This is a genomic window from Glaciihabitans arcticus (assembly GCF_004310685.1).
Lineage (GTDB): Bacteria > Actinomycetota > Actinomycetes > Actinomycetales > Microbacteriaceae > Conyzicola > Conyzicola arctica.
Genome location: NZ_SISG01000001.1, coordinates 548,666 through 562,851 on the forward strand (window position 1 = coordinate 548,666; position 14,186 = coordinate 562,851).

General features: G+C 66.6%; 14 protein-coding genes. 13 read left to right on the forward strand and 1 reads right to left on the reverse strand.

Features of this window, described 5'->3' with window-relative positions; genetic code table 11:
* Positions 1 to 70: 70 nt before the first annotated feature.
* The 12 genes from EYE40_RS02495 to EYE40_RS02550 all read left to right on the forward strand — a co-directional run bounded on the left by EYE40_RS02495 (position 71) and on the right by EYE40_RS02550 (position 12,203).
* Positions 71 to 1,834: a proline--tRNA ligase gene (locus tag EYE40_RS02495; protein ID WP_130980465.1), complete on the forward strand. Its 1,764-nt coding sequence runs from the start codon at positions 71 to 73 to the stop codon at positions 1,832 to 1,834.
* A complete protein-coding gene (locus EYE40_RS02500) occupies positions 1,831 to 2,823 on the forward strand; it encodes an AAA family ATPase (RefSeq protein ID WP_130980466.1) in 993 nt (330 codons plus the stop codon). Before EYE40_RS02495 ends, EYE40_RS02500 begins: the two co-directional genes overlap by 4 nt.
* A gap of 20 nt (positions 2,824 to 2,843) precedes the next feature.
* Positions 2,844 to 3,731 carry a DUF58 domain-containing protein gene (locus EYE40_RS02505; protein WP_130980467.1) on the forward strand — a complete coding sequence of 296 codons (888 nt, stop codon included), beginning with the start codon at positions 2,844 to 2,846 and terminating at the stop codon, positions 3,729 to 3,731.
* On the forward strand, positions 3,718 to 4,191 hold the full coding sequence (locus EYE40_RS02510) for a hypothetical protein (protein WP_130980468.1): 474 nt from the start codon (positions 3,718 to 3,720) through the stop codon (positions 4,189 to 4,191). The genes EYE40_RS02505 and EYE40_RS02510 overlap by 14 nt, the downstream gene beginning before the upstream one ends.
* Positions 4,182 to 5,168, forward strand: a complete 987-nt coding sequence (locus EYE40_RS02515; RefSeq protein WP_130980469.1) for a vWA domain-containing protein — start codon at positions 4,182 to 4,184, stop codon at positions 5,166 to 5,168. The genes EYE40_RS02510 and EYE40_RS02515 overlap by 10 nt, the downstream gene beginning before the upstream one ends.
* A complete protein-coding gene (locus EYE40_RS02520) occupies positions 5,165 to 6,181 on the forward strand; it encodes a vWA domain-containing protein (RefSeq protein ID WP_130980470.1) in 1,017 nt (338 codons plus the stop codon). Before EYE40_RS02515 ends, EYE40_RS02520 begins: the two co-directional genes overlap by 4 nt.
* Positions 6,178 to 6,852 (forward strand): tetratricopeptide repeat protein, encoded by a 675-nt coding sequence (locus tag EYE40_RS15420; RefSeq protein WP_161972335.1) that lies wholly within the window; start codon positions 6,178 to 6,180, stop codon positions 6,850 to 6,852. Before EYE40_RS02520 ends, EYE40_RS15420 begins: the two co-directional genes overlap by 4 nt.
* A 92-nt stretch (positions 6,853 to 6,944) precedes the next feature.
* Entirely contained in the window at positions 6,945 to 7,952 is a 1,008-nt protein-coding gene (nusA, locus tag EYE40_RS02530) for a transcription termination factor NusA (RefSeq protein ID WP_130980472.1), read from the forward strand.
* An 87-nt stretch (positions 7,953 to 8,039) separates the two neighbouring features.
* The gene (locus EYE40_RS02535) at positions 8,040 to 8,318 is read left to right on the forward strand and encodes a YlxR family protein (protein ID WP_130980473.1); all 279 of its coding nucleotides are present in this window, start codon (positions 8,040 to 8,042) and stop codon (positions 8,316 to 8,318) included.
* 103 nt (positions 8,319 to 8,421) lie between these two features.
* Positions 8,422 to 11,178: a translation initiation factor IF-2 gene (infB, locus tag EYE40_RS02540; protein ID WP_130980474.1), complete on the forward strand. Its 2,757-nt coding sequence runs from the start codon at positions 8,422 to 8,424 to the stop codon at positions 11,176 to 11,178.
* A 155-nt stretch (positions 11,179 to 11,333) separates the two neighbouring features.
* A complete protein-coding gene (rbfA, locus tag EYE40_RS02545; RefSeq protein ID WP_130980475.1) occupies positions 11,334 to 11,834 on the forward strand; it encodes a 30S ribosome-binding factor RbfA in 501 nt (166 codons plus the stop codon).
* Positions 11,835 to 11,849: 15 nt separating this feature from the next.
* Positions 11,850 to 12,203 carry a hypothetical protein gene (locus EYE40_RS02550; RefSeq protein ID WP_130980476.1) on the forward strand — a complete coding sequence of 118 codons (354 nt, stop codon included), beginning with the start codon at positions 11,850 to 11,852 and terminating at the stop codon, positions 12,201 to 12,203.
* A 22-nt stretch (positions 12,204 to 12,225) separates the two neighbouring features.
* Here EYE40_RS02550 and EYE40_RS02555 read toward each other — a convergent pair whose 3' ends face one another.
* Complete coding sequence (locus tag EYE40_RS02555; RefSeq protein WP_130980477.1) at positions 12,226 to 13,596, reverse strand: MFS transporter; 1,371 nt, start codon at positions 13,594 to 13,596, stop codon at positions 12,226 to 12,228.
* 66 nt (positions 13,597 to 13,662) lie between these two features.
* On the opposite strand from EYE40_RS02555, the gene EYE40_RS02560 reads away from it, so the two are divergent.
* Positions 13,663 to 14,166, forward strand: coding sequence for an ArsR/SmtB family transcription factor (locus EYE40_RS02560; protein WP_130980478.1), 504 nt, complete (start codon positions 13,663 to 13,665; stop codon positions 14,164 to 14,166).
* Positions 14,167 to 14,186: the final 20 nt, after the last annotated feature.

The window sequence follows — 14,186 nt, forward strand, 5'->3', positions numbered from 1 at the left end:
GGCGCGAACGGGTGACCTGCCAGAACTCTGGAGGTAAGCTCACAGCCGCGCCGAGGATAGGCTTGCACCCGTGTCCACTCGCCTTTCACAGCTCTTCGTCCGCACGCTCAGAGACGACCCGGTAGACGCCGAGGTCGCCAGTCACCGCCTGCTGGTGCGGGCGGGATACATCCGCCGCCAGGCCCCCGGTGTGTTCGCGTGGCTGCCGCTCGGACTGCGCGTGCGCCGCAAGATCGAGAACATCATCCGCGAGGAACTCGAGGCGTTCGGCGCACAGGAAGTGCACTTCCCGGCACTGCTGCCGCGCGAGCCCTACGAGCAGTCCGGCCGCTGGACCAAGTACGGCGACGGCATCTTCCGCCTGCAGGACCGCAAGGGAGCGGACTACCTGCTGGCCCCCACGCACGAAGAAGTCTTCACCCTGCTCGTGAAGGACCTGTACTCCTCCTATAAGGACCTGCCGCTCTCGCTGTACCAGATCCAGGACAAGTACCGCGATGAGGCACGCCCCCGCGCCGGCCTGCTGCGCGGTCGCGAATTCACCATGAAGGACTCCTACAGTTTCGACTACACGGACGCCGGCCTGGACCTCAGCTACCAGCAGCACCGTGACGCCTACGAGCGCATCTTCACCCGTCTCGGGCTCGAGTACGTGATCGTCAAGGCCGACAGCGGGCTGATGGGCGGCGCCCGCAGTGAGGAGTTCCTGCACCCGACGCTGGTCGGCGAGGACACCTTTGTGCGCTCCGCCGGTGGCTACGCGGCCAACGTCGAGGCTTTCACCACCGTCGCACCGGACGCGGTGCCCTTCGATGGACTTCCCGCAGCCGAGGTGCACGACACCCCCGACACCCCGACCATCGACACCCTCGTCGCGGTGGCGAACGAGGTGCACACCGACCGCGGCTACACCGCCGCCGACACCCTCAAGAACGTTGTGCTCGCCCTGACCGACCCCGAGGGCAACCGCTCGCTCGTCGTCGTCGGCCTGCCCGGCGACCGCGGAGTGGACATGAAGCGCGCCGAGGTCGCCTTCTCGCCGAATGAGGTCGAGGCGGCGAACGAGGGTGACTTTGCCAGGAACCCTGGGCTCGTCAAGGGCTATATCGGACCGTGGAGTGCCGCCGGAGCCGTGCTCGGCGAAGCGTCATCCACAAAGATTCGCTACGTTCTCGACCCGCGCGTCTCGGAGGGAACCGTCTGGATCACCGGCGCCAACGAGCAGGGAAAGCACGTCTTCGGACTCGTCGCCGGTCGCGACTTCGTCTCCGACGGAATCGTCGAGGTCGCCGAGGTCACCGTCGGTGACCTCGCTCCCGACGGCTCCGGCCCGGTCGAGCTCGCGCGCGGCATGGAGATCGGTCACGTCTTCCAGCTCGGCCGTTTCTTCGCCGAAGCGCTCGGACTCAAGGTGCTCGACGAGAACGGCAAGCTCGTCACCGTCACGATGGGCTCCTACGGCATCGGCGTTACCCGCATCATGGCCGTGCTCGCGGAGGCCAACAACGACGAGAAGGGCCTCATCTGGCCCGACAACGTCGCACCCTTCGACGTACACGTCATCGCCGCAGGCAAGGACGAGGTCGTCTACGAGGTCGCCGAGTCGCTCGTCGCAGGCCTCGAGAACGCGGGCCAAGACGTGCTGTTCGACGACCGCCCCAAGGTCTCGCCCGGAGTGAAGTTCGGCGACGCCGAGCTGCTCGGCGTGCCCACGATCGTGATCGTCGGCCGCAGTGCCGTCGACGGGATCGTCGAACTGTGGGACCGCCGCACGGGGGAGCGCGAACAGCTCTCCGTCGCAGACCTGATCACGAGGGTGGGAAGCAAGGCATGACCGAACGACTGAGCGCGGCCGAACTCGAGCGTGCGACCGGCATCCTCTCGACCATCACCTCGGCCTACGAGGAAAAGGTCGTCGGCCAGCAGGGACTGCGCCGCAGCCTGCTCATCGCGATCATGACGGGCGGGCACATCCTGCTCGAGAGCGTGCCAGGGCTCGCCAAGACGACGGCTGCGAAGGCCCTCGCCGACGCGGTCAATGCGAGCTTCTCACGCGTTCAGTGCACGCCCGACCTGCTGCCGAGCGACATCATCGGCAGCCAGATCTTCGACGCGGCGACGGCGAGCTTCTCCACGCTGCTCGGCCCCGTGCACGCCAACTTCGTGCTGCTCGACGAGATCAACCGCTCCAGCGCGAAGACCCAGAGCGCCATGCTCGAGGCCATGCAGGAGAAGCAGACGACGATCGGCGGCACCATCTACCCCGTGCCGCATCCGTTCCTGGTGCTCGCGACCCAGAACCCGATCGAGCAGGAGGGCACGTATCACCTGCCCGAGGCGCAGCTCGACCGCTTCCTACTCAAGGAAGTGCTCGACTACCCCGAGTTCGACGAGGAGATCGAGATCATCGCGCGCATCGACTCCGGTGTGTACGACACCGACGGGGCCACGGCCGCGACGGCCTCGATCGAGGATGTGCTCTTCCTGCAGGAGGCCGCCAAACGCGTTTTTGTGGATGACTCGATCACCAACTACATCGTGTCGACGGTCTATGTGACGCGTCACGCCGCCCAGTACATCTCGCCCGAGCTCGCCGGATGCATCGAGTACGGGGCGTCACCGCGCGCCTCGATCGCGTTCAGCCGGGCCGCCCGCGCGCTTGCGCTGATCAACGGCCGGGACCACGTGATCCCGGAAGACGTGAAGACGCTGCGTCACGTGGTGCTGCGTCACCGCATCATCCTGAACTTCGAGGCCATCGCCGACGACATCGCCCCCGAGACGATCATCGACGCCGTGTTCGACTCCGTGCAGGCGCCGTAGCGGCCACCTGACTTCGCGCCATGACCAGTCTTCTCCGTCGCGTCAAGACGACGATCTCGATTCACGCACACCGTCGGGTGCGTGGACTACTCGAGGGAGAATACTTCTCGGTATTCCACGGGCGCAGCCTCGAGTTCGACGACCTGCGGCCGTACGTGGCCGGGGATGAGATCCGCGACATCGACTGGAAGGCGACCGCTCGCCTCGGCTCGCCGATGATCAAGCGCTTCATCGCCGCCCGCAAGCACACCCTCCTGCTCATCGTCGACACCGGCCGCGCAATGGCCGCCCTCGCCGAGAGCGGGGAGAGCAAGCGCGACCTGTCCGTGTTGGCCGCGGGCACCCTCGCCTACATGGCGACACGTCACGGCGATCGGGTCGCCCTCGTCGCGGGCGACACCGAGCACACGGTGTTCGTGAAGCCCGGCTCGACAGAGGCCCATCTCGAGCGGATCCTGCAACGCATCCACTCGTCGACGACCGCGGAGTCCCCGGCGAGCGGTCTCGCCCGCCAGCTCGAGTACGCGAGCACCGCCTTCCGTCGCCGCATGATCGTGTTCGTGATCTCCGACGACCGCGAGCTCGGCGAGACCGAGGTGCGCCTGCTCAAGCGCCTGGGCGTGCAGCACGAGGTGCTCTGGCTCACCATCGCCGATGCCGACCTGATGAAGGCCGACTGGGCCGACAAGCGAATGCACGACGTGGAGCACGCGGCCGCGCTGCCCGGCATCCTGCGCTCCGATCCGAAGTTGCGTGCCGAGTTCGAAGCCAAGGTCGAGGAGCGCACCACGAGCCACTCCGACCTGTTCGACGGGCTCGCCATCTCGAGCGGACGCGTCTCGGCCGAGGCGGACGTCGTGAACGGGCTGTTCCGCTTGCTGGAGGTGCACCGTCATGCAAGGCGATGAGGTCTTCTACCCGCCCGTGCAGTACTCGCCGCTGTGGCTGCTGCTCGGCATCGGCATCTTCCTTCTGATCGCGGTCGGCTACTTCCTGATCTGGTTCCTGACCCGCAAGAAGCCCGAACCGATCGAGCCGTCCGCTGTTCAGCACGTTCCGCAGTTGACCGTGACGGTGCGCCAGCGCTTCCTCGGATTCATCGACGGAGTCGGTGCCCGGCACGCTGCGGGAGAGACGAGCTACGTCGACGCGCACCACGAACTGTCCATCATCGTGCGCTCCTTCGCGCTCGAGGCGCGCGGTGTGCGCGCGCCCTACATGAACCTCGACGAGCTGAAGGCGACGCGGCACAAGCCCCTCGCCGACACGATCGAGGACTTCTACCCGGGCGCGTTCTCGGGTCTCGAGGGTGAGCCCGTTGCGGCGGCCGTCGAGCGAGCGAAGACGCTGGTGTCCGAATGGAAGTGATTTTCTGGTGGATGCCGCTGCTCTGGCTTCTCGTCATCGCCGGAGTCGTGGCGGTGCTGCTCTGGCTGCGCAGGAAGCGCGCGGGCGCGGACTCCTCGAGCCTGCCGATCGCGAACAGCGAGCGACTCACCAGCCTCCCCGGCTATGCGCGGGCGCTGCGCCGCTACCGTGCGCTGCTCGCCGGGGTCTGCGCGTCGATCGTCATCCTGCTGCTCGTCGGCATCGGCCTGACGATGCGCTTCGCCTCGGTCGATGTGCGCCAGCCCGAGCTCAAGAGCCGGGACATCGTGCTCTGTCTCGACGTCTCCGGGTCGATGATCGACTACGACAGCGAGGTGGTCGACGTGTTCAGCGACCTCGCCGACGAGTTCGAGGGTGAGCGCATCAGCCTCGTCATCTTCAACGCGTCGGCCGTTACGTACTTTCCGCTCACGAGCGATTACGACTACATCCAGCGCCAGTTCGCCAAGCTGCAGGAGGAGTTCGTCTCGCCCGACCAGTCCTATTACGAGGGCACTCTGATCGGTGACGGTTCCTCCCTCGTCGGCGACGGCCTGGCCTCCTGCGCCACCAAGTTCGATGCTCCGGATGACCCGCGCTCGCGCTCCGTCATCCTCGTCACCGACAACCTCATCGCCGGGGAGCAGATCTTCACCCTGCCGGAGGCCGGGCAGCTCGCCGCGGACCGGAACGTGCGCGTCTACGGCATCAACCCGGGCGACTCGAGCGCCAAGTCGTACCTCGACGAGCTGGCGACGGAGTTCAAGCAGGTGGTCGAGGCGACCGGCGGGGGATACTTCGCGCTCGAGGACCCGGAGAACATCCCGGCCATCGTCGACGCGATCACCGCGGAGCAGGCGGCGCTCATGAAGGGTCCCGTGCAGCTCGTGCGCACCGACGAGCCCGGCTTCTTCGTACTCCTCGCGTTCCTCGGCGTCGCGGGGCTGTTCGTTCTCGCCTGGAGGCTGCGCCGATGATCCTCCAGCCCGTACTTCCCGGTGTGCTGCTCGTGCTGTTCGCCGTCATCCTCATCGGCTTCGCGCTCTGGCAGCTGATCGTCGCGCGCGGCCGTAGCGCGAAGCTGTCGTGGGGACTGCGCATCGTGCTCGTGCTGCTGCTCGTCGTCATCGCCGCGCGACCCGTCATCCCGGCCACCCAGAGCGGCCCGAGCGCCTCGGGCGGGCTCGAGGTCTACTTCGTCGTCGACACCACGAGCAGCGTGTCGGCCGAGGACTGGGACGGCGGCCAGCCGCGCCTCGTCGGGGTTAAGTCTGACATCGCCGCCATCGCAGAGACCCTGGCCGGTGCGCAGTTCTCCCTCGTCACCTTCGACGCGGCCGCCGTGCAGCGGGTGCCGCTCACGACGGACGCCACGGCGATCGCGGGCGCCGCGTCCGTGATCACCCCCGAGGTCTCCTATTACTCACGCGGCAGCACGATCGACGAGGCGGTGCCCCTGCTCGAGCAGCTGCTCGGCGAGGCGAGTGAGGAGAACCCGGGCCAGCAGCGCGTGCTGTTCTACCTCGGCGACGGCGAGCAGACCACGGCGACCCAGCCCGGCTCATTCGAGACCCTGCTGCCCTTCCTCAGCGGGGGAGCGGTGCTCGGCTACGGCACCGAGCAGGGCGCGCCCATGCTCGAGTTCGACGGCTACGCCGACGACGACTCCGAGGTCGCCTACCTGCAGGACTACTCCGTGACACCGCCGGTAGAGGCGATCTCGCGCATCGACGAAGCGGCGCTCGGCACCATTGCGAGCCAGCTGGGACTGAGCTACCTGCATCGCACAGCAGGCGCGAGCGTCGACGAGGCCCTCGCCGGCATCGACGTGGGAGAGCTGACCGTCGCCGATGGCGAGCCCGGCAGCCCCGTCGAGCTGTACTGGATTTTCGCTATCCCGTTCGGCCTGATCGCCCTGTTCGAGGCCGCGCGTATCGCCTCGGCCGTCATCGAGTTGCGCTCCCCGCGCAGGAAGCGGGCCACGTCGTGAAGAAGAGACTCGCATGGTACCTCTGGACGATCCCGCTCGTGCTCGTCCTCCTCGTCATCGCGTTCAAGCTCATCGGTCTCTCGGTGACGACCCAGTCCGCGATCTCCGCCTACAACCGCGGCGCCTTCGAGACGAGCGCGCAGTACTCCGAGTCGCTCCTCGACACGAACATCATCGAACCGTGGATCCCCTATTTCAATCGAGGGGATGCGTACGCCGCCGCCGAGTTCTACGTCGAATCCATCGATGACTTCGAGAAGGCCCTCGAGCTCGCCCCCGAGGCGAAGAAGTGCGACGTGCGGGTCAATCTCGCCCTCAGCTGGGAGACCCTCGGCGACATCTACGCGGAGGGCGGCTTCTTCCAGGGCGCCGTGCTGCTCTACGAGACGGCCGAGGCGGTGATCGCCGAGGGCGGCGAGGACTGCACGCCCCCGCAGCAGTCGAGTGACGACCTGGATGCCGCGGGCGACCGCGTCGAGGAGAAGCGAGAAGACGCCGAAGCGCGTCGGGACGCCCAGAACGAAGGTCAGGAAGGCGAGGGGTCGACCGACGACAAACTCGACGAACTCGGCGACCAAGAAGACCAGGGCGCCCAGGAGAAAGCCGACGGCGAAGCCCGGGATCGCGGCGAGGGTGAAGGGGGAAGCGGCTACACCGATAAGCCCTGGTAGCTGGTAGTCAGCCCCCGCGCGCTCGGGTACCGTAGAGGGTGGCGGACCACCGGTTGTGGCGCCATCGGACATTTTAATAGTGGAGGCCCTCAGTGGACATCGATCTGAGCGTGCTGCGACTCATGGAACGCGAGCGGGAGATCCCGTTCGAAGAGCTCGTACACATCATCGAGCAGGCCATCCTCACCGCGTATCTCAAGCATTCCGGTGAAGGCGAAGGCAAGGAGACAGACGTGCTGCCCTCGGAGGCTCGCGTACATCTGGACCGCAAGACCGGTCACGTGAGTGTGTTCGTCGCCGAGCGCGACGAAGACGGAACAGTCATCGGCGAATCTGAGGACTCCCCGAGCGACTTCGGCCGCATCGCCGCCTTCGCGGCCAAGCAGGTCATCAACCAGCGCCTACGCGACCTCGCCGACGACGCGGTCATGGGCGAGTTCAAGGCGCGCGAAGGCGACATCGTCGCCGGTGTGATCCAGCAGGGTCCCAACCCGCGCATGATCCAGGTCGACCTCGGCACCATCGAGGCGGTGCTTCCTCCCGAGGAGCAGGTTCCCGGCGAGAACTACTCGCACGGCACACGCATCCGGGTCTACGTCACGAGCGTGTCGAAGGGACTCAAGGGTCCGCAGATCACCGTGAGCCGCACTCACCCCGCACTCGTGCGCAAGCTCTTCGCCCTCGAGGTGCCCGAGATTGCCTCCGGGCTCGTCGAGATCACGTCGCTCGCCCGCGAGGCCGGTCACCGCACCAAGATGGCCGTCCGCGCAACCGAGGCCGGCATCAACGCCAAGGGCGCCTGCATCGGCGAGCTCGGCCAGCGCGTGCGCGCGGTCTCCGCCGAGCTCAACAACGAGAAGATCGACATCGTCGACTACTCGGAGGACCTCGCGACCTTCGTCGGCAACGCGCTCTCGCCCGCCAAGGTGACGAGCTCCTTTGTCATCGACGCGGCGACGAAAGCAGTTCGGGCCCTTGTGCCGGACTACCAGCTCTCTCTCGCGATCGGCAAGGAGGGCCAGAACGCCCGTCTCGCCGCGAAGCTGACGGGTGCACGAATCGATATCCAGCCCGACTCGATTCTTGAGGACGACGCGTAACGAGCGCTGTTGCATCCACGACTCAGAAAAGCACCACGGCTTGGCGTTTACCGAACCACGGCACCCGAGTAGGGGGAAAGGGGTAGTATGGATCCCGTTAGAACCTGCCTTGGCTGCCGTGCGCGCGCAGAACGATCCGCTTTGCTGCGAGTCGTGGCGCGTAATGGTGTCGTCGTCCCGGATCCGTCCGCGACCATGACCGGCCGAGGTGCGTGGGTTCATCCCACCACCGAATGCGTCGAAGCTTCGATCAAAAGACGCGCCTTTGTGCGTGCACTGCGATCGGACGTCGCGCTTTCGCCAGAGCAGCTACTGACCACGGTAGGCACACCAACCGGTGGTGCCCAGAACGAACAGGCTGATTGACCTATGGACAACTAATGAGCGGCTCGAAATGAGTTCCGTCCAGTAATCGCCTGCCCCGCTGCGCTTCTCCAAGCGCTGGGTGCAGGCCCAGACAGGAGTATTTGTGGCTAATCCACGCGTGCACGAGATCGCAGCAGAACTCGGCATTGAAAGCAAGGTTGTTCTCGAACAACTCAAGAATATGGGCGAGTTCGTCAAGGGACCGTCCTCCAGCATCGCACCGCCCGTCGCCCGCAAGGTGAAGGCAGCGCTCGAGGCCGAAGGCATCAAGCCCCCGGCCGAACCCGTCGCCAAGGCGCCCGCAAAGGCACCCGCGCGTCCGGCGCCCGCCCCGGCCCCCGCAGCACCCGCCGCGCCGGTCGCCGAGGTAGAGCACGACGCACCCGTATCCGACGTGCCGGTGCAGGCAGCCCCGCTGTCCGTCGCCGAGCGCCAGGCCCAGGCCGAGGCTGCAGCAGCAGCCCCAGCAGCCCCCGCAGCTCCGGCCGCCGAGACTCCGGATGCAGCAGCAAGCCCGTCCGGCATCCCGCGCCCCGGCGCTCCCCGCCCGGGCAACAACCCGTTCGCGAGCAACCAGGGAATGCAGCGCCCCGGCGCCGCACGCCCCGGCAACAACCCGTTCTCGAGCAACCAGGGCATGCCCCGTCCCGGCGGAGCAGCCGGCGCCTCGAACATCCCGCGTCCCGGCGCACCCCGCCCGGGTGCTCCGCGTCCCGGTGGACCCGGCCAGGCGCCTCGCCCGCCGGCCTTCGGCCAGCGTCCCGGTGGAGCCGGCGGCGGTTTCCGTCCCGGTGGCGCAGGAGCGCGTCCGGGTGGAGCCGGTGGCGGATTCCGTCCCGGTGGAGCACCGGCCGGTGCACCCGGATCCAACTTCGGACCCAACCGCCCCGCAGGCGGCGGCGGTCGCGGTCGTGGACCCGGCGGTGGAACCGCTGGAGCCTTCGGTCGCGGTGGCGGCAAGAGTAAGGCCCGCAAGTCGAAGCGTACGAAGCGCGCCGAGTTCGAACTCCGCGAAGCCCCGTCGCTCGGTGGTGTCAGTGTTCCCCGTGGTGACGGCACGACGGTCATCCGTCTCCGTCGCGGCGCATCGATCACCGACTTCGCCGACAAGATCGACACGAGTCCCGGAAACCTCGTCACCGTCCTGTTCCACCTGGGGCAGATGGCGACGGCGACCGAGTCCCTCGATGAGGCGACCTTCGACATCCTCGGTGAGGAGCTGGGCTTCAAGATCCAGATGGTCTCCCCGGAGGACGAGGACCGCGAGCTGCTGAGCGGCTTCGACATCGACCTCGACCAGGAGCTCGAAGACGAAGACGACGAGGACCTCGAAGTCCGTCCCCCCGTCGTCACGGTCATGGGTCACGTCGACCACGGAAAGACGCGTCTCCTCGACGCGATCCGCAACGCCAACGTCGTTGCCTCCGAAGCCGGCGGAATCACGCAGCACATCGGTGCCTACCAGGTCGTCACGGAGCACGAGGGAATCGAACGCGCCATCACCTTCATCGACACACCGGGCCACGAGGCGTTCACCGCCATGCGTGCCCGTGGTGCGCAGGTCACCGACATCGCGATCCTCGTGGTCGCGGCGGACGACGGCATCATGCCGCAGACCGTTGAGGCGCTCAACCACGCCCAGGCCGCCGGTGTACCGATCGTCGTCGCCGTGAACAAGATCGATAAGGACGGCGCCAACCCCGCAAAGGTTCGCCAGCAGCTCACCGAATTCGGTCTCGTCGCGGAAGAGTACGGCGGAGACACGATGTTCATGGACGTCTCGGCGCTCAACAACATCGGTATCCGCGAACTGCTCGACGCTGTGCTGCTCACCGCAGACGCCGGACTCGACATGCGCGCCAACCCGAACAAGGACGCCCGCGGTGTCGCCATCGAGGCGAAGCTCGATAAGGGTCGCGGTGCCGTTGCTACGGTGCTCATCCAGTCGGGAACGCTCGAGGTCGGAGACCCGATCGTCGCCGGAACGGCCTACGGCCGCGTTCGCGCGATGTTCGACGAGAACGGCAACGTTGTGGAGTTCGCAACGCCCGCCCGCCCCGTGTCGGTGCTCGGACTCACGTCCGTGCCGCGCGCCGGTGACACGTTCCTCGTCACCGACGACGACCGCACCGCTCGCCAGATCGCCGAGAAGCGCGAAGCCGTGGAGCGCAACGCTCTCCTCGCTCGCAGCCGCAAGCGCATCAGCCTCGAGGACTTCACCAAGGCCCTCGAAGACGGCAAGGTCGAATCGCTCAACCTCATCATCAAGGGTGACGTCTCCGGTGCCGTTGAGGCACTCGAAGAGTCGCTGCTCAAGATCGATGTCGACGACTCGGTTCAGCTGCGCATCATCCACCGCGGTGTCGGTGCTGTCACAGAGAGCGACGTCAACCTCGCGACCGTCGACAACGCCATCATCATCGGCTTCAACGTTCGCCCCGACCCGAAGGCACGCGACCGTGCCCAGCGCGAGGGTGTCGACGTGCGGTTCTACTCGGTCATCTACGCGGCCCTCGAGGACGTGGAGAACGCCCTCAAGGGAATGCTCAAGCCCGAGTACGAAGAGGTTCAGAGCGGTGTTGCGGAGATCCGCGAGATCTTCCGCTCCTCCAAGTTCGGAAACGTCGCCGGTGTCATCGTGCGCAGTGGAATCATCACGCGCAACGCGAAGGCCCGCGTCATCCGCGACGGCGTGGTCGTCGGCGATAACCTCGCCATCGAGTCGCTCCGCCGGTTCAAGGATGACGTCACCGAGGTGCGAACGGACTTCGAAGCCGGTATCGGCCTCGGCAAGTTCAACGACATCGAGATCGGTGACGAGATCGAGACGATCGAGATGAAAGAGAAGCCGCGGGTTTAATCCCAGGGTGTCGGCTGGCGCTGGCATCGGGCACGCAGAACGGGACCCCTACCCCGAGTCTGCTTAGCCCGATACCGGCGCCAGCCTCCTTTCGCTTAACGCGTGTAGTTTCATCCCATCGTCATAGAAGAAGAAGCAAGAGAGAAGAGAGAGACATGGCTGACGCAGCACGCGCCGCGAAGATGGCGGACCGCATCAAGGTGATCGTTGCGAAGGTGCTCGAGCGCGGGATCAAGGATCCTCGCCTGGGCTTCGTCACCATCACGGATGTCCGGGTCACCGGCGACCTCCAGCACGCCTCGATCTTCTACACCGTCTACGGCACCGACGAGGAGCGCCTCGACTCTGCTGTCGCCCTCAAGTCGGCGACCGGCATGATCCGCAGCGAGGTCGGCAAGAACCTGACCGCGCGTCTCACCCCGTCGATCGAGTTCATCGCGGACGGAATCCCCGAGAACGCCGCCCTCATCGAGTCGCTGCTCGCCGAGGCGCGCAATCGCGACACGGAGGTCGAGACTCTCGCGAAGACCGCCCAGTACGCCGGTGACGAAGACCCGTACGTCAAGCCTCGCGTCATCTCTGATGATGACGACGACGAGGATGACGATCTCGATGATGACGACGACGCCGTGTACGAGTCCGGCCCCCGCCCGTAACCACCTGGACCGATCATGATCGAGCACCGGATCACCTCGCGCTCCGTGGGCGCACTCGGCAGCTCGGGGGTGGACATGAGCTTCCTGCTCGGTCCGGCAGTGAGTTCGATCAACACGGTGCGGATCCTGGCCGGTGGCGGTCTGGGGGAGCATCCCGCCGAGACCTGGCAGGTGTTCTACGTGCTGTCGGGTCTCGTCGAGGTGACGGGCTCCGACGATACGCATGACGCACCCCGCACCATCGTGCTCGAACCCGAGCAGGCCGTACAGTGGGCGCCGGGCGAGCAGCGCTCATCGCGCGCGCTGGTCGATTCGCTCGTGGTGCTGATCGAGGCGACCGAGCAGATCCCGTCGGCCCGTCCGCTGTAGGCACGGGCTTTCGTTCCCCGCACTAGCTCTCCCGCGCGTCCCCGTCTGGCTCGCGGTCGTGTGCTTCCGCGTTCTGTTGGACGACGGCAGCGACGTCCGCCGCCTGTTCAACGATCTCGCTGGGGAGGGTGCGCATGCGGGTCAACGGTGAGAACACAACGAGCGCACAGGCGAGGAATGCGGCGATCGTACCGATCCAGACCACGGGGATCACCCCGATCGCGGTCGACAGCACGCCGGACGCGAATCCGCCGATCGGCAGCACACCCCAGACGACGAAGCGGATGGACGCGTTCATCCGCCCGAGCAGCGGTGTGGGGCAGATGCGCTGCCGGAACGACACCTGCGACACGTTGTAGACGACGACGGTGAAACTCATAAGGAACTCGGCAGCGATGAACACGGGAACGGCTGCTTCCGGCGGGACGACGGTCATCGCGGCGAACACCAGTGCGGCGATTCCGCTGCCGACCGCCGAGACGACGATGATGGTGCCCTCGCCGAGCCAGGCTCCGAGCCGGTTGGATGATGCGGCGCCCAGCAGCCCACCGACGGCCGCGACGGAGATGGAGGCGCCGAGCACGGCGACCGGCATCCCGAGTTCGCGCAGGATCAGCACGGGCAGCATGGTGAAGGCCAAGCCCGTGAAGAGGTTGTTCAGGGCGGTGTAGCTCACGATGCGGCGCAGGAGCGGCTGGTCCCAGACGAAGGCCGCGCCTTCGCGGATCTCGACGGCGAGCGGCCTGCGACCCTCCTTCGGTGCGGGTACCTCGGTGTCGCGAATGCTGAGCAGCATCCCGAACGACACGAGGTAGGTGACGGCGGTCGCGGCGATGATCAGCGGCGCCTGGATGATGGTGAGCAGCGCTCCGCCGAGGGCCGGGCCGCCGATCGCGGCGAGTTGCGACGTGGTCTCGAGTTTAGAATTGGCGTCGGCGATCTGATCCCGTTTCACGAGCACGGGTATATAGCTCTGGTAGGCGACATCAAAGAACACCCGGGCGATACCGGTGATGGTCGCGAGCACGATGAGCTGCCACATCTGCAGCAGTCCGGCCAGCCAGAGCACCGGAATCGCGACCATCGCCAGCGCCCGCACGAGGTCCGCGCGCAGCATCACGCGGCGCTTGAGCATTCGGTCGATGAGCGCACCGGCGGGCAGTCCGACGACGAGGAAGGCCAGAGTACCGGCCGCGCCGAGAACCCCGACCTCGAACTCGCTGGCGTGGAGCACCACCACCGCGATCACGGGGATTGCCAGCCCGCCCAGCTGCGCGCCTAGCTGGCTCGTGGTCTCGCCGCCCCACAGTCTCAGGAAGCCACCGTGCCGCCACAGGCTCTCCGCCCGACGTGGTGGTGGATCGATGTTCCCGCCCGACTCCGGTCTGGTCATCGCACCATTATGCACGAGTGATTGAGATATGCCAATGGCTCATCTTGCTTCGCCTAGGCTGGGTTCATGACGGATGTGGATGACGCACAACAGCAGGCGATGGCCCGCGCCCTGACCTCTCCTCTACGGATGCGCATCCTGCGCTTCTGCCTGCACGAGGCCCACACGAACCGCGAGATCGCGGCAGAATTCGAACTCAATCCGGGGACGAGCCTGCACCACGTGCGCACGCTCCTGGATACGGGCTTCCTGGCCGCCGAACCGGCCCGGGTGGGCAAGCGTGGTGCACTGGAGATCCCGTATTCCGCCACCCGACGTTCATGGCGGTTTCCGGTGCCGCAGATCGGTCCGGTGCTGGTGCAGACCTTTCTTGAAGAGATTCGGGATGTCCCGGCCGACGATCTGGACATCACCCGCTTGGGCGTGAAGCTCAACGAAGCGGGTGAGCGCGAACTGCAGGAGCGCCTGACGCAGGTGCTGCTCGAATTCGCGGACCGGCCTGCCGACCCCGATGGTCGGCCCATTTCGATCCTCGTGGCCACCCACCCGGAAGCTCGCCACAGCCACTAGGTCCGACCGCATGCGCCGCT